The sequence below is a fragment of the Pseudomonas sp. YL2 genome (assembly GCF_023063025.1).
In the GTDB taxonomy this organism is placed as follows: domain Bacteria; phylum Pseudomonadota; class Gammaproteobacteria; order Pseudomonadales; family Pseudomonadaceae; genus Aquipseudomonas; species Aquipseudomonas putida_A.
The window spans coordinates 38,735-58,745 of the sequence record NZ_JAJSLU010000008.1 but is presented as its reverse complement, the minus strand read 5'-3'; the positions used below and the strand labels follow the sequence as shown (position 1 = coordinate 58,745).

General features: G+C 60.0%; 18 protein-coding genes. 11 read left to right on the top strand and 7 right to left on the bottom strand.

Annotated features, from left to right (window positions below; genetic code table 11):
• Nucleotides 1-55 precede the first annotated feature (55 nt).
• Nucleotides 56-718 (bottom strand): GMP/IMP nucleotidase, encoded by a 663-nt coding sequence (gene yrfG / locus LVD08_RS13640; protein WP_247268385.1) that lies wholly within the window; start codon nt 716-718, stop codon nt 56-58.
• Nucleotides 719-806: 88 nt separating this feature from the next.
• Between yrfG and nudE the strand changes: the two genes are divergently transcribed.
• Both nudE and cysQ read left to right on the top strand, forming a co-directional pair.
• On the top strand, nt 807-1,373 hold the full coding sequence (gene nudE, locus LVD08_RS13635) for an ADP compounds hydrolase NudE (protein ID WP_047600934.1): 567 nt from the start codon (nt 807-809) through the stop codon (nt 1,371-1,373).
• A 5-nt stretch (nt 1,374-1,378) separates the two neighbouring features.
• The gene (gene cysQ / locus LVD08_RS13630) at nt 1,379-2,212 is read left to right on the top strand and encodes a 3'(2'),5'-bisphosphate nucleotidase CysQ (protein WP_134787543.1); all 834 of its coding nucleotides are present in this window, start codon (nt 1,379-1,381) and stop codon (nt 2,210-2,212) included.
• 207 nt (nt 2,213-2,419) lie between these two features.
• Here cysQ and LVD08_RS13625 read toward each other — a convergent pair whose 3' ends face one another.
• The 4 genes from LVD08_RS13625 to rfbC are packed head-to-tail and all read right to left on the bottom strand — an operon-like array spanning nt 2,420 to nt 6,650.
• Complete coding sequence (locus tag LVD08_RS13625; RefSeq protein ID WP_247268384.1) at nt 2,420-2,875, bottom strand: YiiD C-terminal domain-containing protein; 456 nt, start codon at nt 2,873-2,875, stop codon at nt 2,420-2,422.
• Complete coding sequence (locus tag LVD08_RS13620) at nt 2,872-4,257, bottom strand: sigma-54-dependent transcriptional regulator (protein WP_027611226.1); 1,386 nt, start codon at nt 4,255-4,257, stop codon at nt 2,872-2,874. Before LVD08_RS13620 ends, LVD08_RS13625 begins: the two co-directional genes overlap by 4 nt.
• Nucleotides 4,254-6,062 (bottom strand): sensor histidine kinase, encoded by a 1,809-nt coding sequence (locus LVD08_RS13615; protein ID WP_247268383.1) that lies wholly within the window; start codon nt 6,060-6,062, stop codon nt 4,254-4,256. Before LVD08_RS13615 ends, LVD08_RS13620 begins: the two co-directional genes overlap by 4 nt.
• Before the next feature lie 42 nt (nt 6,063-6,104).
• Nucleotides 6,105-6,650, bottom strand: coding sequence for a dTDP-4-dehydrorhamnose 3,5-epimerase (rfbC, locus tag LVD08_RS13610; RefSeq protein ID WP_247268382.1), 546 nt, complete (start codon nt 6,648-6,650; stop codon nt 6,105-6,107).
• Nucleotides 6,651-6,796: 146 nt separating this feature from the next.
• Between rfbC and LVD08_RS13605 the strand changes: the two genes are divergently transcribed.
• The 3 genes from LVD08_RS13605 (at nt 6,797) to LVD08_RS13595 (ending at nt 11,523) form a co-directional block, all read left to right on the top strand.
• Nucleotides 6,797-9,709, top strand: a complete 2,913-nt coding sequence (locus LVD08_RS13605; RefSeq protein WP_247268381.1) for an aminotransferase — start codon at nt 6,797-6,799, stop codon at nt 9,707-9,709.
• Between the two features lie 249 nt (nt 9,710-9,958).
• A complete protein-coding gene (aguA, locus tag LVD08_RS13600; RefSeq protein WP_247268380.1) occupies nt 9,959-11,065 on the top strand; it encodes an agmatine deiminase in 1,107 nt (368 codons plus the stop codon).
• A gap of 245 nt (nt 11,066-11,310) precedes the next feature.
• Nucleotides 11,311-11,523, top strand: a complete 213-nt coding sequence (locus LVD08_RS13595; protein WP_007961849.1) for a hypothetical protein — start codon at nt 11,311-11,313, stop codon at nt 11,521-11,523.
• A gap of 186 nt (nt 11,524-11,709) precedes the next feature.
• Here LVD08_RS13595 and LVD08_RS13590 read toward each other — a convergent pair whose 3' ends face one another.
• Nucleotides 11,710-13,803, bottom strand: coding sequence for a TonB-dependent receptor (locus tag LVD08_RS13590; protein WP_247268379.1), 2,094 nt, complete (start codon nt 13,801-13,803; stop codon nt 11,710-11,712).
• Nucleotides 13,804-14,059: 256 nt separating this feature from the next.
• On the opposite strand from LVD08_RS13590, the gene LVD08_RS13585 reads away from it, so the two are divergent.
• From LVD08_RS13585 to LVD08_RS13560, 6 genes are all read left to right on the top strand, one after another.
• Entirely contained in the window at nt 14,060-14,728 is a 669-nt protein-coding gene (locus LVD08_RS13585) for a DsbA family protein (RefSeq protein WP_247268378.1), read from the top strand.
• Nucleotides 14,729-15,024: 296 nt separating this feature from the next.
• Entirely contained in the window at nt 15,025-16,311 is a 1,287-nt protein-coding gene (locus LVD08_RS13580; RefSeq protein WP_225137109.1) for an OprD family porin, read from the top strand.
• 231 nt (nt 16,312-16,542) lie between these two features.
• On the top strand, nt 16,543-17,289 hold the full coding sequence (locus tag LVD08_RS13575) for a 2OG-Fe dioxygenase family protein (protein ID WP_003220699.1): 747 nt from the start codon (nt 16,543-16,545) through the stop codon (nt 17,287-17,289).
• Nucleotides 17,290-17,368: 79 nt separating this feature from the next.
• Nucleotides 17,369-17,746: a GNAT family N-acetyltransferase gene (locus LVD08_RS13570; RefSeq protein WP_003220700.1), complete on the top strand. Its 378-nt coding sequence runs from the start codon at nt 17,369-17,371 to the stop codon at nt 17,744-17,746.
• Nucleotides 17,743-18,459 (top strand): AzlC family ABC transporter permease, encoded by a 717-nt coding sequence (locus LVD08_RS13565; protein ID WP_027611235.1) that lies wholly within the window; start codon nt 17,743-17,745, stop codon nt 18,457-18,459. The genes LVD08_RS13570 and LVD08_RS13565 overlap by 4 nt, the downstream gene beginning before the upstream one ends.
• A complete protein-coding gene (locus LVD08_RS13560; RefSeq protein WP_003220702.1) occupies nt 18,438-18,755 on the top strand; it encodes an AzlD domain-containing protein in 318 nt (105 codons plus the stop codon). The genes LVD08_RS13565 and LVD08_RS13560 overlap by 22 nt, the downstream gene beginning before the upstream one ends.
• Here the strand turns inward: LVD08_RS13560 and LVD08_RS13555 are convergent.
• On the bottom strand, nt 18,672-19,598 hold the full coding sequence (locus LVD08_RS13555; protein WP_007961685.1) for a LysR family transcriptional regulator: 927 nt from the start codon (nt 19,596-19,598) through the stop codon (nt 18,672-18,674). The genes LVD08_RS13560 and LVD08_RS13555 overlap by 84 nt on opposite strands.
• Between the last annotated feature and the right edge of the window lie 413 nt (nt 19,599-20,011).

Genomic DNA, 20,011 nt, shown 5'->3' with positions numbered 1-20,011 from the left:
TTTTTTAAACAATCAAAGTCAAGAGATCGCAGCCTTCGGCAGCTCCTGCAGGAAATCAGAGTCCCTGGATCAAATCGCGGTAGTCTTCAACCGCCGCAAACTCAGCCGTGTCCTTCGGCCCCTTGCGACTGTCCGGCTCTTTCACCGCCAACAAATGCGTCACGCCAAATTCCCGCGCACTACGCAGAATCGGCAACGTATCGTCGATGAACAGACTGCGTGCCGGATCAAAATCGATATCCGCCTGCAAGGCATCCCAGAACTGCGGATTCTCTTTGGGGAAACCGTAATCGTGCGAGCTGATCAGCCGCTCGAAGTACGGCGCCAGTTCGATCCGTTCCAGTTTCAACGACAGTGAATCGCGGTGCGCGTTGGTGATCATGATCACCCGTTTGCCGGCCTTTTTGATCGCCTGCAGAAAGGTGTCGGCATCCGGGCGCAGCGCGATCAGGTGCGCGGTTTCCAGTTTCAGTTCACGCACCGAGAGTTTCAGTTCGGTGCTCCAGAAATCCAGGCAGTACCACTGCAGTTGCCCGGCATGGCGCTCGAACAGCGGCTGCAATTCCATATCGGCCATGGCCCGGCTCACCCCGTGCAGTTCGGCGTAGCGTTGCGGCAGGTGTTCCAGCCAGAAATGGTTGTCGAAGTGCAGATCCAGCAGGGTACCGTCCATGTCCAGCAGGACGGTATCGATGTCAGACCACGGTAAAGAAGGCATGGCAACGTCTCGAGCGGTAGAAAGATATCCGACACAAACAATCGGGAAAGCCGCGTTATAGTAACGCGTTCACGCCAAGGAGCTTTGCATGCGCCAGAAACCCACTGTACTCGCCCGCGAGATTGTCGCCACCAGTCGTCTGTTTTGCGTCGAAGAACTGAAGCTGCGTTTTTCCAATGGCGTGGAACGCACTTACGAGCGTCTGGTCGGCAAAGGCGCGGGTTATGGCGCGGTGATGATTGTGGCGATGCTCGACAGCGAACACGCGGTGCTGGTCGAGGAATACTGCGGCGGCACTGACGAGTACGAACTGTCCCTGCCCAAAGGCTTGATCGAGCCGGGTGAAGATGTGCTGGCAGCGGCCGAGCGTGAACTCAAGGAGGAGGCCGGTTTCGGCGCGCGCCAGCTGGAACATCTGACCGAGTTGTCGCTGTCGCCCGGTTACATGAGCCAGAAGATCCAGGTGGTGTTGGCCACCGATTTGTACGAGGAGCGTCTGGAGGGCGACGAGCCGGAGCCGATGCGGGTCGACAAGGTCAACCTGCGTGAACTGGCGGCGCTGGCGCAAAACCCGCAATTTACCGAAGGCCGCGCCCTGGCGGCGCTGTATCTGGCGCGTGATCTGCTGACGCAGCGCGGGTTCTTTCAGTCATGAGTGAGATGTCGATGAAGTTTTCCCATCCGTTGATGGCGCCGGTGGTTGAGCTGGCGTTGCAGGCTGGCGAGGCGATTCTGCCGTTCTGGCGCTCTGGCGTGGAGGTCACCGCCAAGTCCGATGATTCACCGGTGACCGCAGCGGACATGGCCGCGCACCATGTCATCGTCGCCGGGCTGACCGCGCTGGACTCCAGTATTCCGATTCTGTCCGAGGAAGACGCCAACATCCCGCAGAGCGTGCGCGCCGGGTGGCAGCGTTGGTGGCTGGTGGATCCGCTGGATGGCACCAAGGAGTTCATCAGCGGCAGTGAAGAATTTACCGTGAACATCGCCCTGATCGAAAACGGGCGGGTGGTGTTTGGCGTGGTGACGATGCCGACCAATGGCCGGTTCTATGTCGGCGGAGCCGGTCTCGGCGCGTGGCGTGGGGACAAAGGTGGTTCTCCGGTGGCGATTCAGGTGCGTGAGGTGCTCGCGCCCGGTGAAGCGTTCACCGTGGTGGCGAGCCGTCGGCACTCGAGTCCGGAGCAAGAGCGGCTGCTTGCCGGTCTGAGCGCCAGCCTGGGCGAGTTGCAACTGGCAAACATCGGCAGTTCGTTGAAGTTTTGTCTATTGGCTGAAGGGGCGGCGGATTGTTATCCGCGATTGGCGCCAACTTCGCAGTGGGACACCGCTGCGGCGCAGGGCGTGCTCGAAGGTGCTGGCGGCGAAGTGTTGGATCTGCAGGGCGAAGCGTTCTGTTATCCGGCGCGGGAATCGCTGCTCAATGAGTTCTTTCTGGCGTTGCCGGCGAAGGCGGCGTGGCGTTCAAGACTGTTGGAGCTGGCTCGGGGGTAAGTGGGTGGATTCTCGATTCCCCTCACCCCAGCCCTCTCCCGGAGGGAGAGGAGGCCGATTGGGGGATGCTGGTGAGGTTCACCGACTTGAGCCAGTTCTACTGAATCCATAATCGCTGCCGATCTTTCAGGTCGATGCCTGACGCAAGACGCCTCGGTCAGTCCCTTCTCCCTCCGGGAGAGGGTTAGGGTGAGGGGCTGTTGACGTTCAGCGGTGCAGAACGTATTGCCCGCTGAACGTCACTGCATTCTCATCACTGCCGGCGTTGACGATTCGCGTATTGAGCGTCAACCGTGCGCGCCCATAACGCTGATACATCGCCAGAAACTTCTTCCAGACCGCCGCTTCCGGTGGCGGACAAATCGCCGTGGCATCACCGGTCACGGGCAGCGGATAACTGATCTGGCCTTCCTGAATCACGATGTGCCCGTCGTCGATGCCTTCTTCTTTCAGGCGCAGATGCAGCCAGCCCCAACCCGCCAGCACCGCGCCACAGTAGAGACTGCCGCCGAACATGGTGCTCTTGTGATTGACGTTCTGCTCCAGCGGCAAGTGCAGACTCAGCTGTTGCTCGTGCCAGGCGAGGACCTTGAGGCCCATCTCGCGCGTCAGGGGAATGTCGTGATGCAGCACCGATTCCAGATAGTGACTGTCGCGGCTCATTCGGCTTCGTCTCCATGGGCGTTACTGTCGGCGAAATTCAAGCCGTGCTTGCGCAGTTTGTCGTGCAGGGTCTTGCGCGGAATACCCAGGGCTTCGGCGAGGCTGCGCACCGAACTGTGCGAGCGCGCCAGCTCGGCGGCAATCAACGACTTCTCGAAGTTTTCCACTTGCTCGCTCAGGCCACCACTGATGACTTCCACAGCGGTGCCGCCGCCTTCACTTCCACTGTTATCCAGCGCCAGTTCCAGACCGAGGGCGAAGCGCTCGGCAGCGTTCTGCAGTTCGCGCACGTTGCCCGGCCAGGTGTGGCGCAACAGCAAGGCGCGTTGCGCCGGCTGCAGTTCATGCGGTGGCAAGCCATGTCGGGCGCTGGCTTCGTCGGCGTAATGCTGGAACAGCACCAGCGCATCTTCGCCGCGTTCGCGCAGTGGCGGAATGCGCAGCGGTGCAACGTTCAATCGATAGTACAAGTCGGCGCGAAAACGCCCTTGATCGGCAGCCTGACGCAGATCTTCCTTAGTCGCGGCGATGACGCGGATGTCCAGCGGGATCAACTGATTGCCACCCAGCCGTTCGACCACACGCTCTTGCAGCATGCGCAGCAGTTTCACCTGCACGTCCATGCTCATGCTTTCGATTTCATCGAGGAACAGCGTGCCGCCGTTGGCGAATTCGAACTTGCCGATCCGGCGTTTCTGCGCGCCGGTAAACGCGCCCGGCTCATGCCCGAACAACTCACTTTCGACCACCGATTCGGCCAGCGCCCCGGCGTTGATCGCCACGAACGGGCCGTTGCGCCGGCTCGACAAATCGTGCAGCGCACGGGCCACGACCTCTTTGCCAGCGCCGGTTTCACCGAGGATCAACACATCCGCCTTGGTCGCCGCCAGCGCGCCGATCTGCTCGCGCAGGCGCAGCATCGGCGCCGAGTGGCCGACCAGTCGCGCGCTCAGTTCGTTGCGATCGCTCAGGGCCAGACGCAAGCTGCGGTTGTCCAGTACCAGCCGGCGCAGGGCCAAGGCGCGGCGCACGCTGTCGAGCAGCGCGTCACTGGCGAACGGTTTTTCCAGAAAGTCATAGGCGCCGGCACGCATCGCCTGCACCGCCAACGGCACGTCGCCGTGGCCGGTGATCAGCAGCACCGGCAGCTCCGGATCCTGAGCGTGCAATTCGCTTAACAGTTCCAGGCCGTCCATGCCCGGCATGCGGATGTCGCTGACCACCACGCCGGGCCAGTCACGCTCCAGTTGCCCGGCCAGACCTTTGGCTTCGGACAGCGGAAGGATTTTCAGCCCGGCCAGGTCCAGGGTCTGGCCGAGGGCCTGACGCAGGTGCGGATCGTCGTCGATCAACACCACCTGAATGCGATTGTCGATGGTCATGCACTTCGATCCTCGGACGGTTGCAGGCTGACCCCGGGCGCGCCGGCGCGCAGCCGCAGGGTGATCAAGGCGCCACCTTGCTTGTGGTTGGCGAACGACAGTTCACCACCGAAGGCGCGCATCAGGGTTTCACAGATCGCCAGCCCCAGGCCAAGGCCCTGAGTGCGGGTCTTGGTGGTGTAAAAGGGCTCGCTGGCGCGGCCGAGGGCTTCCATGCAAAAGCCCGGGCCGTTGTCGCGAATGTACAGATTGACGCCCTCGGCGGTGGATTCGGCACTCAGCCACAGTTTGCGCGGCGGGCCTTTTTCGGTCAGCGCATCGAGGGCGTTGGCCAGCAGATTGCCGAGCACCTGGCGCAGACGGGTTTCCCCGGCCTCGACCCACAGCGTGGCGGCGGGCAGGTCGCGGATCAGCTCGACTTCCATGCTGCGGCGCCGTTTGGCGAGCAATGCCAGCGCATCGTCCAGCGCCGGTTGCAGAGCCACGCTTTCCGGGGCGTGGCGATCACGGCGGGCGAAGGCGCGCAGGTGCGCGATGATCGAGGCCATGCGCCCGGTCAGCTCGCTGATCAGTTTGAGATTGCCACGGGCGTCGTCGGTGCGTTGATGATCGAGCAGCACTTCGGCGTTTTCCGCATAACTGCGAATCGCCGCCAGCGGCTGGTTGAGCTCGTGGCTGATGCTCGCCGACATGGTGCCCAGCGCCGAGAGTTTGCCAGCCTGCACCAGATCGTCCTGGGCGCGGACCAGCTCCTGCTGAGCCTGTTCACGCTCCAGCACTTCCTGCTTCAGGCGGCGGTTGAGGCCTTCCAGATCGCTGGTCCGCTCGGCCACCCGACCTTCCAGTTCACGACGGGCCTTGGCTTCGAAGGCGATGCGTTCCAGGTAATGCCGGCGACGCTGCATCATCAGCCCCAGCAACAGCATCACCACCAACAGCGTGGCGCCGCCGATTGCGACCACGGTGCGCACCGGACGATCGATCAGCGTGCGCGGGGCAAGAATACTGACGCTCCAGCCGGTTTCGGCGATATCGACGGTTTGGGTCAGCCAGGCGCTGTCGCTGAGGTTCAGCGGACGTGGCTCGCGGGTCGGATAAGGCAGGATGGCGGTGATTGCCGAGCGCTCGGTGTCGCTCAAAATGCGGGTTGAACGAAAGCGCCATTCCGGGCGCGAGGTGAGAATCACCACGCCGTTGTGGTCGGTCACCAACAGTTGTTCCGGGGTTTTGCCCCACAGGCTTTCGGTGTGATCGAGGTCGACTTTGATCACTAGCACGCCGATGATTTTTTCGCCGTTGCGCACTGCCGCGGCGAAGAAATAACCGCGTTTGGCCGAAGTGGTACCGAGGCCGAAGAAACGCCCCAGACGTCCGGCCATCGCTTCGCTGAAATACGGACGGAAAGCGAAATTGCGCCCGACAAAGCTGTCACGTTTGTCCCAGTTCGACGCCGCGAGAGTCTGGCCGCTGGTGTCCATCAGGTACATGACTTCGGCGCCGGTCTGTGCGGCGATGTTTTTCAGCAGGCGATTGGCGTTGCCCTGTGTGACACCGTCGTCCGGTGCACCGAGCACGGCGCGCAGGGCCGGCAGGTCGCCGAGGATCTGCGGCAACACTTCATAACGGTGCAGGGTGCCCAGCAGGTTGGCGACGTAGAGGTCGAGGGTCTGGCGGTTTTGTCCGGCCAGTTCACTGCGGTAATAGCGCTCGGCCAGATGCTCCAGCGGCCACAGCAGCGGCGCCAGGCACAGCGCCAGCAGGGCGAGGCTGCGCCAGCGGGGTCTGCGGGGGAGAGATGGTTTCATGAGCCGGATGCGCCTGTGGTGACAGGCGCATTATGCCTAGGCTCAGGCGAAGACGTCAGCGTCCTTGAGCAGCGCGCCGACCTGATCCTTGGCCGACAGCTTCGGCGCTTCGTCAAGTTGCCAGTCAATGCCCAGAGCAGGGTCGTCCCAGCGAATGCATCGTTCCGACGATGGATCGTAGTAGTCGGTGGTCTTGTAGAGGAATTCGGCGAACTCGCTCAGCACTACGAAACCATGGGCGAAACCTTTCGGGATCCACAGTTGACGGTAGTTTTCGGCGGAGAGATGTACAGCCGTCCATTTGCCGAAATTTGGCGAACTGCGACGGATATCCACGGCTACATCAAGCACTTCACCGGCGGTCACCCGAACCAGTTTGCCCTGGGTATTTTGCAGCTGGTAATGCAGGCCGCGCAGCACGCCTTTCTGCGAGCGCGAATGGTTGTCCTGAACGAATTGAGTGTCCAGACCGGTTGCATCCTGGAATGCCTTGGCGTTGAAACTCTCGTAGAAGAAGCCGCGCTCGTCACCAAATACCTTGGGTTCGATGATCAGAACACCGGGCAGATCGGTGGTGATTACATTCATGAGGGGTTTCCGGATAGGTGTGGATGGCCGACATTCTTGCGCAAAGCCCCGACGGATGCGAGCGCTGGAATAACCGCGATCGGGGGTTGCGCATCCACTGCAGCAATGGCGATATAGGCACCTAATAAAATCTCAGGGGTCGTCCCATGCCGCTCGCCACGTTGATTCATCGCGCCAGTTTGCCCAGCCCGCAGGTTTCTGAAGCGCAGGCCCGGCAGTGGTTGGCCGAGCATTACGGGCTCAGCGGCACGCTACTGGCGCTGGGCAGTCAGCAGGACCTGAATTATCGGGTCGACACTGAACGTGGGCGCTTTGTCCTGAAAATCTGCCGCGGCGATTATGCACTTGTGGAGTTGCAGGCTCAGCATGCAGGCCTCAAGTACCTTGCCGAGCACTCGTCGGTGCAAGTGCCCAGAGTGATCCCGGCCAGTAATGGTGAGGATCTGCTGTCGCTGGAAACCGACGGCGAGCCAGTGCACGTGCGGTTGCTGGACTACATCGAAGGTCAGCCGCTGACTCATCTTGAGCATTTGGGCCATGACGTAGTGGCTGGATTCGGTCAGTTGTGTGGCGAGATGGACCTGGCGCTGGCCGGCTTCGATCACCCGGGCCTTCAGCGCACGCTGCAATGGGACGCGCGCCACGCCAGTGCGCTGATCAGCCACCTGCTGCCGGTGATTCGGGATGAGGGCCAGCGCGCCTTGATCGCGCACGCCGCCGAACAGGCCGAACGTCGCTTGCAGCCGTTGCAGGACAAGCTGCCGGTGCAGGCGATCCACATGGACATCACCGACGATAACGCTGTCTGGCAACGCGATGCCAAGCGTCGTTGGCAATTGCAGGGCGTGATCGACTTCGGTGATCTGGTGCGCACCTGGCGTATCACCGATCTGTCGGTGACGTGCGCGGCGCTGCTGCACCATGCCGGCGGTGATCCGTTTGTGATTCTGCCGGCGGTGCAGGCCTATCACGCGGTCAATCCACTGCAACATGAGGAATTGCTGGCGTTGTGGCCGTTGATCGTGGCGCGGGCGGCGGTGCTGGTGCTCAGTGGCGAGCAACAGGTCAGCATCGACCCGGGTAATACCTATAGCCGCGACAACCTTGGCCACGAATGGGAAATTTTCCACGTGGCCACTTCTGTACCCCTGGCGCTGATGGAAGCGGCGATCCTCACGTCAGTCGGCCAGCGTCTGCCGACGGTCGGCAGCGAGGGTTTTGCGCCACTGTTGCCAGAGCTGGTCGGGCGTGAATTTGCGCTGATCGATCTTGGCGTCCTGAGTCCGCATTTTGAGGCAGGCAACTGGGAGCAGGAGGGTATCGATCAACGACTGCTGACTGAAGCCGCTGCCACGCATGGCCTGGCGGCCAGTCGTTACGGGCAATACCGCTTGTCGCAGACGCGAGTGGACAGCGCGGTCGAACCGGAGACGTTCCCGCTGCACGTTGAGTTGCGCGTGCCGCAGGGCTCGGCGGTGGAAGCGCCGTTTGCCGGTGTGCTGCATCACGCGGCGGATGGTGTGGTGCAACTCGACGGACCGCAGCTCAGCGTGCGGCTGAGGGGCGTGAACGCCTCGCTGCACAGCGGCGCGGCGCTGGTCAAAGGTCAGGTGCTGGGTGCGGTCAGAGGCCCGTTGATTGTGCAGTTGAGCCGCGTCGCATCGCTGGATGCGCCGTTGTTCTGCAGTCCTTCGCGCGCTGCCGCGTGGCAGGCGTTGTGCCCGTCGCCGGCAGCACTGCTGGGGCTGGCCTGCGATGCCGAGCCGGAGCTGGACGCCAAAACCTTGCTCGAACGGCGCGACGCCAGTTTCGCCCGCACGCAAAAACATTATTACGTCGACCCGCCGCGCATCGAGCGTGGCTGGCGCAATCACCTGATCGACATGCAGGGCCGTTCCTATCTCGACATGCTCAACAACGTTGCAGTGCTCGGCCATGGTCATCCGCGCATGGCTCAGGTGGCGGCGCGACAGTGGTCGCTGCTCAACACCAACTCGCGCTTCAACTATGCAGCCGTGGCGCAGTTCTCCGAACGCTTGCTGAAGCTGGCGCCGGAAGGCATGGATCGGGTGTTTCTGGTCAACAGTGGCAGCGAGGCCAACGATCTGGCGATCCGTCTGGCGTGGGCCTACAGCGGCGGGCGCGACATGCTCAGCGTGCTGGAGGCTTATCACGGCTGGACGGTCGGCGCCGATGCGGTGTCGACCTCGGTTGCCGACAACCCGCGCGCGCTGGAAAGCCGCCCGGACTGGGTGCACCCGGTGACCGCGCCGAATATTTATCGTGGCCAATTCCGTGGCCTGGATTCTGCGCCGGACTATGTGCGCAGCGTCGAAGCGCAACTGGCGCATATCGCCGCGCAGGAGCGCCAATTGGCCGGTTTCATCTGTGAACCGGTGTACGGCAACGCCGGCGGGATTTCCCTGCCGCCCGGTTATCTGAAGCAGGTTTACGCATTGGTGCGGGCCCAAGGCGGGGTGTGCATCGCCGACGAAGTCCAGGTCGGTTACGGGCGCATGGGTCACTTTTTCTGGGGCTTCGAAGAGCAAGGCGTGGTGCCGGACATCATCACCATGGCCAAGGGCATGGGCAACGGCCAGCCGCTGGGCGCCGTCATTACGCGTCGGGAAATCGCCGAAGCGCTGGAGGCCGAAGGCTATTTCTTCTCTTCGGCCGGCGGCAGTCCGGTGAGCTGCCAGATCGGCATGGCGGTGCTGGATGTGATGGAAGAAGAAAAGCTCTGGGAAAACGCCCAGGTGGTTGGCGGGCATTTCAAGACGCGGCTGGAGGCGTTGATCGATAAACACCCGCTGGTGGGCGCGGTGCATGGTTCCGGGTTCTATCTGGGGGTAGAGCTGATCCGCAACCGTGAGACGCTGGAGCCGGCCACCGAGGAGACCACGTTGTTGTGCGATCGCCTGCGCGAGCTGGGAATCTTCATGCAACCGACCGGGGATGACCTGAATATTCTCAAGATCAAACCGCCGATGGTCACCTCGCGCGGCAGTGTCGACTTCTTTGTCGACATGCTGGATCGGGTACTCGAAGAAGGTCTGTAAACGCTGCTTTTGTGGGAGCGGGCTTGCTCGCGAATACGGTTCTTCATTCAAAGGTGATATCGACGGATGTGCCGCCTTCGCGAGCAAGCCCGCTCCCACATGGGGGCATGTGCTAATTCGATTTGTATCGGTATTTAACTGTTTTTTTTAGACGAGAGTCATTTTAAAGCATTTAAAATACGATATTTATCGGTTATAAAGTCGCCATCGCTTTGCAACCCTTCTACGGTTCCCAGGAGTCCTGTTCCGATGACCACTTTGAAAAGTACCCCGCGTGACGATGGCTTCTACATGCCGGCCGAGTGGGCGCCGCAGACCCAGACCTGGATGATCTGGCCAGAGCGCCCGGACAACTGGCGCCTGGGTGGCAAGCCGGCGCAGGCCGCGCATGTTGCAGTGGCCAAGGCCATCGCCCGTTTTGAACCGGTGACGGTTGCCGTGTCGGCCGGTCAGTACGAGAACGCTCGCGCACGCCTCGACGTGCCGAATATCCGCGTGGTCGAGATGTCCAGCGATGATGCCTGGGTACGTGACACCGGCCCGACATTCGTCATCAACAACAGCGGCGAAGTGCGCGGTGTGAACTGGGACTTCAACTCTTGGGGTGGTTTTGAAGGCGGTCTGTATTCGCCGTGGAACCGTGATTCGCAGGTCGGTGGCAAGATTCTCGAAATCGAGCGCAGCCCGCGTTATCGCACCGAAGGTTTCGTGCTGGAAGGCGGCTCGATTCACGTCGACGGCGAAGGCACGCTGATCACTACCGAAGAGTGCCTGCTCAACCACAACCGCAACCCGCACCTGGGCCGCGAAGAGATCGAAGCGGTGCTGCGCGACAATCTGTCTGTGGATAAGATCATCTGGCTGCCGGATGGTCTGTTCAACGACGAAACCGACGGTCATGTGGATAACTTCTGCTGCTACGTGCGCCCGGGCGAAGTGCTGCTGGCGTGGAGCGACGATCCGCAGGATCCGAACTACCCGCGCTGCCAGGCGGCGATGAACGTGCTGCAAAGCAGCACCGATGCCAAGGGGCGCCCGTTCACGGTGCACAAGATGCCGATTCCGGGGCCGCTGTACGCGACCGAAGAGGAGTGCGCCGGTGTCGATCCGGTCGACGGTACGCAGGAGCGCAACCCTTCCGTGCGCCTGGCCGGTTCCTACGTGAACTTCCTGATCGTCAACGGCGGCATCATCGCGCCGAGCTTCGACGATCCGATGGACGCGCCTGCGCGGGAAATCCTGCAGAAGCTGTTCCCGCAACACGAAGTGGTGATGGTGCCGGGCCGTGAACTGTTACTGGGCGGCGGCAATATCCACTGCCTTACCCAACAACAGCCAGCCCCGCACAAAGAGTGAGTTGAGACGTAACAGCTTGAGTTGATTCATAAATCGGCCAGGCAAAGATTAGCTTGCTACACATTCAAACAAGCCCGCGGCCCTGTTGGACCGCGGGCTTGTTTGTATCCGCCTGTCGACAAATCGGAAACCTTGGCATAGCTCTTGTATCGGACAAAGTGCACTAGGGAGAGGGGGGAACTTCAACAGTTCTGTCATATACCTTGGATAACTTAGCCGCTCACGAACGGGGAGAGAGCGCTGAAATGAACGCCGAAGTGAACGTAGTCAGCGAGCGGACTTTGCATCCCATGGCCGTCAACGGCGAATCGCTCCAGATTGTCGCGCACTTTTTGAAGTCCAATGGAACGCGTCAGATCAGGGAACCTGATCCGCGCCGGATGATGATCGAGCGCTACCCCGCTGGCCTGTTCAGCGAGGCCGAACTGGAAGCGTTATGGGCTGTGATGGAAGGATAAGAAAAACAACAGGGATTGGTAAAAGCGCTGCCGGGATGGCGGCGCTTTTTTATGCACGATGGAAACCATTGCGAACATTGAACCTGTGGAGGGGGCTTGCTCCCGAATGCAATCAGTCAGTGACGATGGTGTTGCCTGACACGACGCCTTCGGGAGCAAGCCCCCTCCCACAGGATTTGTGTGCATTCAGAAACTGTAGGTACCGGTCATCACCACACTGCGCGGTGCGCCTGGCTGGATCTGATATTGGCTGGTGGCCGAGGCGTAATACTCGCGGTCGGTGATGTTGTTCAGTGCCGCGCGCAAGTCCCAGTCCTTGAAACGGTAGCCGACCAGCGCATCCCAGCGACCGTAACCCGGCAGCACGGTGGTGTTGGCGTTGTCGGCATAACGCTGGCCGACCAGGGTCAGACCGGTTTCGCCGTACCAGCCCATCTCCGGTTTCCAGGTCAGGAACAGGCTGCCGTTGTGTTTGGCCACGTTGTTGACGCGTTTGCCTTCCAGGCCGTTGTTGTCCTTCTCGATGGTGGTGTCCTGCACGCCGACGCCACCGCGTATGTACCAGTTGCCGACCAGTTTGCCGGTGGCGGTCAGCTCCACACCCCGTGAGCGCTGAAGACCGGTCATGACGGTCAGGGTCGGATCGTTCGGGTCGCTGGTGCGGCGGTTGTAGAGTTCCAGGTCGTAAACCGCCAGCGTGGTGCTCAAGCGATCATCCAGCCAGTCGCTTTTCACGCCGATTTCTTTCTGTTTGGTAAGCTCCGGACTCAAGTCGTTGCTATTGCCGGCAGCCCCCGGGGTGATGCCGATCAGGCCGCCGCCAACGGGCGAGAAGGTCTTCGACCACGAGGCATAGAACGAATGATTCTGCAGTGGCGTCCAGACAATCCCGAAGCGCGGGCTGGTGCTGTGGCTGTCACGATCCTCAGTGAGGCTCTTGAGCTGGTTGGTCGACTCGATATCGAACGTGTCGTAGCGCAAGCCGGCCAGCAGTTGCCATTGATCGTTCAGACGCAACTGATCCTGCACGTACACCGCGCGGCTTTCGACTTCGGTGTGGCTGTCGCTGAACACCTGCATGCTGCCGGTATGACGGAGCTCGCGGTTGGGGTTGAACAGGTCAAGTGACGGCACCGGTTGTGCGCCTGGGGTCCTGCCGGTCGCGGCGTTGTACAACTTCGGATCGCGGCGCTGGCTGCCGATCTCGACGCCGGTCAGCAGGCGATGCTCAAGACCAAAGGTATCGAAACCGCCTTCCAGCTCAAGGTTGTTGTAGACGTTGCGGGTGGTCAGATCCTGCTGCCAGTGCTGGCGCGCAACCTTGTTGGTTTTCGGGTCGAAGCTGGTCAGGTAGGTGTTGTCGAAATCGCTGTCGAGCTTGAATATCCCCAAGGTCTGGCGCAGCTGCCAGTTGTCGTTGATCTCGTAGGTGAGTTTCGAGCGCAGGGACTGCGCCTTGTCGTCGATGAAATCGTGATCGTTGCCGTAGGTGGTGTCGCGACCGACATCCGCCGGGCGGCCATTCACACCGGGAATGCCGCGATCCGGTGTGCGGTTGTAGCGGCTGTATTCGTATTGCACCAGCCAGTTCAAGTCTGGGGTCAGTTGCCAGCTCATCGACGGCGCGAACAGCTGGCGGTTGCCGCTGACGCCGTCGCGGAAGCTGTTTTCATCCATGTTGCCCATGTTCAGGCGCAGGCTGAGGTTTTCGCTGGGGTCGGTGCTGAGGTCGGCGTACAGGCTGCGCAGGTCGTCGCTGCCGCCCTGGGCCTCGATGGTCGAACGACGACCGAACTCGGGCAGCTTGCTCACGCGGTTGACGATCCCGCCCTGGCTGCCACGGCCGTAAAGTACCGCCGCCGGACCTTTGAGCACTTCGACCCGTTCGATGTTGTGCAGGTCGCGCTTGTACTGGCTGTCGTCGCGAATGCCGTCCAGATAGAAGTCGTTGCTGGCGTCGAAGCCGCGGATACGCAGGCTGTCGAAGCGCGTGTCGGCGCTGCTGCTGACGTTGGGAATCCCGCTCAGGGCGTCACCGATGTCATTGGTGCCGTAGTCGGCGACGTTCGTGGTCTTGATCGAGTCGATGGCCTGCGGCACGTAACGCACCGGGGTGGAGGTGCGAGTCGCGGTGTTGCTGATCTTGACGCGCGGGTCCTCGGCTTGTTCTTCGGCGCTGATCGCGGTGGCGGGCAGTTCGGTGGCGGAGTAAGCAAAACCGCTGGACAGAAAGGCAGACAATCCAAGGGTGACAGGCGTGAGGCGGAACGGGGCAGGCATGGAAAAGCGCATCCGAAAGGGTAAGGAAATTCAAACGCGCGAATGGTAATGCTTTGCATTTGCTCCCGTAATTTATTCCCGAGAAGTTCCCCTGTCAGATTGTTTCAATTTATGTCGATTTCGACACATCCTGACCGGTCGATCCATTCGACCGATTCTCGAAACAGTCTGAGAGCCAATCCGGCGTTTTTCCCCAATACGCGTAGGAATAGTCTGCCGGCATCGAATTTTTCTACTTTGCTGCCGGAGTTCTCCCATGATCCTTCACTACATTTACGATCCATTGTGCGGCTGGTGCTACGGTGCCAAACCGCTGGTGCAAGCGGCGCAGCAAGTGTTGCCGGTCGTTGTCCATGCGGGCGGAATGATGAGCGGTGCGAATCGCCAGCAAGTTTCGCCGCAATTGCGCGATTACGTCATGCCCCACGATCGGCGCATTGCCGAATACACCGGACAACCCTTTGGCGAAGCGTATTTCGAGGGTCTGCTGCGTGATCACTCGGCGGTTTTCGATTCGACGCCGCCGATCGCGGCGGTGATGGCGGCAGAGTCCATCGACGGTCGCGGTTTGCAGATGCTCGGACGTTTGCAGACGGCGCATTACGTGGAAGGACGGCGGATTGCCGATGAATCCGTACTTTTCGAACTCGCCTGGGAGTTGGGCTACACCGAGGACACCTTTGCGGCTGCGTTTAAATCCGTTGATACGACAGCGCATGTAAAAGCCAGCCGAGAACTCTTGGCACAACTGGGCGGCCAGGGATTTCCGACATTGGCGCTGGAGCGGGACGGGCAATTCACCTTGATCGACATCAGCCCATGGCTTGGCAAACCGCAGGCCTTCGCCGACTGGTTGGGGCAAGCGGTTGTCACTGTTGAGTCGGGGCAATCCCCCGCGCAATGCGGTCTCGACGGTTGCGCGTAATCGCACTGGATTCACTGGCTGAGCGCATTTCCGAGCAATACGCTATCGCAAAATTTACGATTCTTAGACGATTTTTACCTATTTAAAGACGATTCTTGAAATTGACACATTATTGAGGGCGCGGCTACGATTCGGCCCAACGCCTGTGGCCAACCGCCATGACTCAAAAATAATAAAAGGGCCCGACACGGTTTTGCCGTGGGCGGGTCTTTTTGTTTCGGGGTGAAAAAAGAGTGCAATAGCGCCGTTTCAGCCGTTCGACACAGCGCGTTTCAACCCGTAATAAGGAAAACAAAATGTTGAACAAGCGAATCAGTCTGATCGCACTGGGGATGTTGAGTGCCACTTCGGCAATGGCTGACGGCCAGGCCGAGTCCAAGGGTTTTGTAGAAGACAGCAGCCTGAAAGTGCTGCTGCGCAATGCCTACATCAATCGTGATTACAAAGACGGCAATCCGGACAGAGCCGAGTGGGGCCAGGCGGCCATCGGTACGTTCTCTTCCGGCTTCACCCAAGGCACCGTTGGTGTGGGTGTCGATGCTTTCGGTCTTTACGCACTGCGTCTGGATGGCGGCAAGGGCCGCAGCGGCGCCGGTGGTATCGACTTCTTCAAACAGGGTGACAGCGGCAATGCGGCTGACGACCTGTCCAAGGGTGGCGCTGCGGTCAAATTCCGCGTGTCCAACACCGTGCTGACGTACGGCGACCAGATGCCGGCCCTGCCGGTGCTGAACTACGACAACTCGCGTCTGCTGCCGGAAAGCTACACCGGTACCTTGATCACCTCCAAAGAGATCAAAGGCCTGCAACTGGACGCCGGTCGTTTCACTGCCGAATCGCGTAAAAGCGCTGAAGGCCGTGACAGCGGTGGTCTGAAGTCGATCAACGTGTTGGGCGGTAGCTACCAGTTCACCGAACAGTTCAAGGCGGCGTTGTACGCTTCCGACGTTGAAGACGTCATGAAGAAGCAGTACGTGAACGCCAACTACGTGTTCCCGATCGACAAGGATCAGTCCCTGACCCTGGACTTCAACGGCTATCGCACCAAGCTCGACAAGTCCTATGCCGACATCAAGAACACCGGCGGCCAGGACAACAAGATCTGGAGCCTGGCGGCCACATTCGCCACCGGCCCGCACTCGTTCACCGTGGCGCACCAGCGCAGTACCGGTGACAGCAACCTGGGTTATCCGTACGGCGGTTATCAGAACGATGGTCGTCGTCAGGGCGACGGTGGCAACACCATTTACCTGGCCAACTCGTACTGGTCGGACTTCAACGCTGAAGACGAGCGCAGCTGGCAACTGGGCTACGGCCTGGACTTCGGTGCCTTTGGCGTACCTGGCCTGAGCTACAACTTTGCTTACGTGCGTGGCGACAACATCACCACCGACACCAGCAGTGGTGGCACCGAGCGTGAGATCTTCAACCAGGTCAAATACGTCGTGCAAAGCGGTCCGGCGAAAGACCTTAGCGTGAAACTGCGCAGCTCGATTCTGCGCGTGTCGCAGAAATCCGCCGACTACAACAGCAGCGGCAACGAAGTGCGTGTGTTCGTGGACTACCCGATCAACATCTTCTGATGAACGATCCGGTGTAAGAAACATGAGAAAACCCCGACTGGCTCGGGGTTTTTTTTCGACGTCTTTTTCGCAAAAACCGTAAAAAACCCGTGTTTTTGTCACGTAAAAGTTGTTTTGAAGCGTCTTCAAGTTCCGTTTCAAGCAGGGCTTTAAATGCCTGAAATTCTTTCTCATGGACGCAAATTCTCCACCTAATAGATTAGGCCGCTCAACGCAGCGGAGAATTTGGTAATGATCGTTTTGAACAGAGAAGTGGGCGAATCGCTACGGCGCGACAAATATGTCAACGTCCAGGGTGGTGACTTCAATCTCTACGGTCATTTTGCCGACTTCGTCAGACTGACCAAAAGTTGGGAAAACATGGAGCCAGACAGTTACTACGGTCAGGCCGAAGCCGGCATGCGTTACCGTCGTTACAGCGACTTTGAGTACAACCCGAAAACACGTGAATTGAAGCAACTCGAGCATCGCGCGTACGTGCAGTCGAAAGAGAACAACGCCTACGTGGGCGGTGTTGTGCGGCACTTTCAGGACTTCTCTGATGAAGTGATCACTTCGCCGGTAATGCGCAGCCTGATCGACACCGATTTTGAAGTGTACAAAAGCGTGTTGCCGGAAGAATTGCACGATGAGATTTGGCAGTGCCAGATTCATCAGATCCGCATCGAGATCAAACCCGGCAAGCAACTGGAAATCACCCCGGAAGGGATTCACTGCGACGGCTATCCGTTCAGTGGTGTGCACTTCTGGGGGCGCAACAACGTCGAGGGCGCGGAAAGCCGTTTGTACGATGTTCACGAGCATCAACTGGCGTCGACCACCTACAAGGAAATCCTCGACACCACGTACTTTCTTGATCGCGACATGCGCCATTACGTGACTCCGGCGCGCAACACCCACACGCATGCCATGGCGTACCGGCAGATTCTGGCGATTTCCTTCTCGCGGCCCGGGACCGCTTTCGACATTGTTCGCTAATCAGATCACCCCAATCGATGGCGTCGAGTGCTCGACGCCGGTGGTGCTGCGACGCGCCACCGCCAAGGACGCGCAGCGCATGGAGCGCTTCTTCCGGCAGTTCGACGAAGTGTCGTTCTGCGAATGGCAGGACGCCAAATGCCTGCGCGGTGTATTGATCCAGAAGACCACCACGGCCTATCTGGCCTTCGACGTCGAAGGCGAAATCGTCGGTGCGGTGCTCGGCGGCATGCTCGGTAGTCGCGGCACCATCAACCACTTGGCGGTCAGCCCACGCTATCGCAGTCAGGGCGTCGGCCAGCGGTTGGTGGAAGCGGCGTCATCCGACATGAAACGGGTCGGTGTATTACGGATGTTTCTGTTCGTCGACGATGCTAACCTCGCGGGCAAGCGATTCTGGACTGCCCAGGGTTTTTGCGAACCCCACGGCGAGCGGACATTTGAGAGGGATCTATGAATGAAACGTCCGGCAGTGCGCCGCTGATGGCTGCTCATCAGCCATCGCGCACGTTTGCCGAAGCCAGCCCGGTGGTGGCCGGTTACTTCACGGTGTCGTTCGTGTTCGGGCTGATGGCGGTCAACGCCGGGCTGCCGATGTGGCTGCCGGTGGCGATGTGCTTGTTCGTCTACGCCGGCGCTTCGCAATTCGCCGCACTGGCGCTGATCTCCAGCGGCGCTTCGCTGACCACCATCGTGCTGACCACCTTCCTGATCAATGCGCGGCACATGCTGATGTCGGTGTACATGGCCAAGGCCTTGCGCGCATTGGGGCTCAGCCGCATGGAGCGCTGGGCTTACGCCGGTGGTCTGACCGACGAGTCCTTCGCGTTCCACAGCGTCAAACTGGGCACCGGCGCGCCGGTCAACATTCGTTACCTGATCGGCTTCAACCTGTTCTGCCACACCTCTTGGGTGCTGGGTGGATTGTTGGGCGCCGTCTGCGCGCAATATGCATCGCACCTGATCAAATATCAGCTCGACTACGCACTGACCGCGATGATGCTCTACGTGCTGGTGTCGCTGTGCAACACCCGCAACAAACTCATCGCCGCCGCGGCTGCCGTCGTCTGCATGGGCGCGCTGAGCCTGGTCGGTACTTCGCCGTTCAACGTTTTCATCGCCACGTTCGTGGGCTGCGGAGTGGGTGTATGCCTGACCAAACGTTCCTGATTCTGGTGGTCGCGCTGATGATGGCCGTGACCTTCCTGCCACGCGCGCTGCCACTGCAAGTCAACACCGAGCACTGGCCGCCGTTCGTGGCGCGGGCGCTGGAGTACCTGCCGGTGGCGATCGTCGCTGCGATCAGCCTGACACCCTTGTTGATCAAGGATCAGCACCTACAGCTCGATCGCCCGGAATTTTATGCAGCCATTCCGACGTTGTTATGTGCGTATTTCAGCAAAAACCTCTTTCTCAGTGTGGCGGTTGGGACGGCTGCGTACATTGCGCTCGGCTCGTTCATGTAGCGGCAGATCGACCACGTCATTCAGGGCCTGCCCCGACAGGTTCGGGTTGTTCACCGCCAGACGCACTTCGAGGAAATCCTCGAATCCGGGGAAAATCGTCAGGCCGTTCTTTTGCGCGGCCTCACGAGAAACCATGCCCACCGCGTCCATCTGCGTGATCAGCGACAGGGTCAGGGTTTCGCTGCAGGAATAGACCATGCGTTGACCGTTCTCGTGATTGCCCAGTCCGGCGTCGAGAAAACGCAGGAAACTGTGGGAATACGGACAATCTTCCGCAGGACGCACCTGAAACTTGTTGCCCAGCAATGTCAGTGGATCGTTTTCCTGCCCGCAATGCGCACCGACCACCTGCACCTGCACATCCGGCAAAACAATGCTCGGCAAACCCGGCCGCTGCGGGCCGATCAACACCGCAAGATCAAAGTCTTCATTCTTCAGCTTGCTGAGGTTCTCCATCGACTCGGCGTAGCTGAATTCCATCTGGTAATCGGGAAACACCTCGATCAGGCGTCCGATCATTCGCCGGTTGAAGTCAGACGACAACGTGTTGTTCAACGCAACCTTCAATGTGCGCTGGCCCGGCACCTTGAGCGCCTCGACCTTTTCTTCCATCTGTCGCGTGGCAATCAGCACTTTGTCCATGTAGGGCGTCAGCTCCGTGCCTTGCGGCGTCAGCGTCAGCCCTTTGTTGGAACGTCGAAACAAGCGGAAACCGAACTGCTCTTCGACCTTGTTCAACTGCGCGGCCAGGGCCTGCACAGTCAGGCACGAATGCTCGGCTGCGGCCGACAACGAGCCGGTCTGCACGATGCGCATGAGGTTGCGTAAGGTTCTGCTATCCATGGGTAATGCCCTCTGAAGTGGGCTGGGTATTGTTGTTTACGAGACTGCCGATCCGGCGTCATATGCCGGCTATATTCCAGCACCTGAGCATAGTTGTCGCGGGTTTAGTAGCGAATTGATGTCCCCGCCGATGGCTGGAAGCTGACACAGGATCGGGATTTTTGATGACGTGGGGGTGATTGGGGTCAAGAAAAGTGCCCGATTCGGACGAGTCGGGCACTTTTTTTACGCCTCGGACTACAGCTTTTTTGAATGTTTCCCACACCGAAACGCCACTGTTTTGCACCGTTGTCGGAAGCCTCCTATAGAAAAGAGCGAACGGGCTTATTTACCGCCCATGCACAAGTGGCTGAAATATCAGGTAGTTATTTTCGGGACTTCTAGTCCGAGGCCATGGATTTCCAGGCAATGCC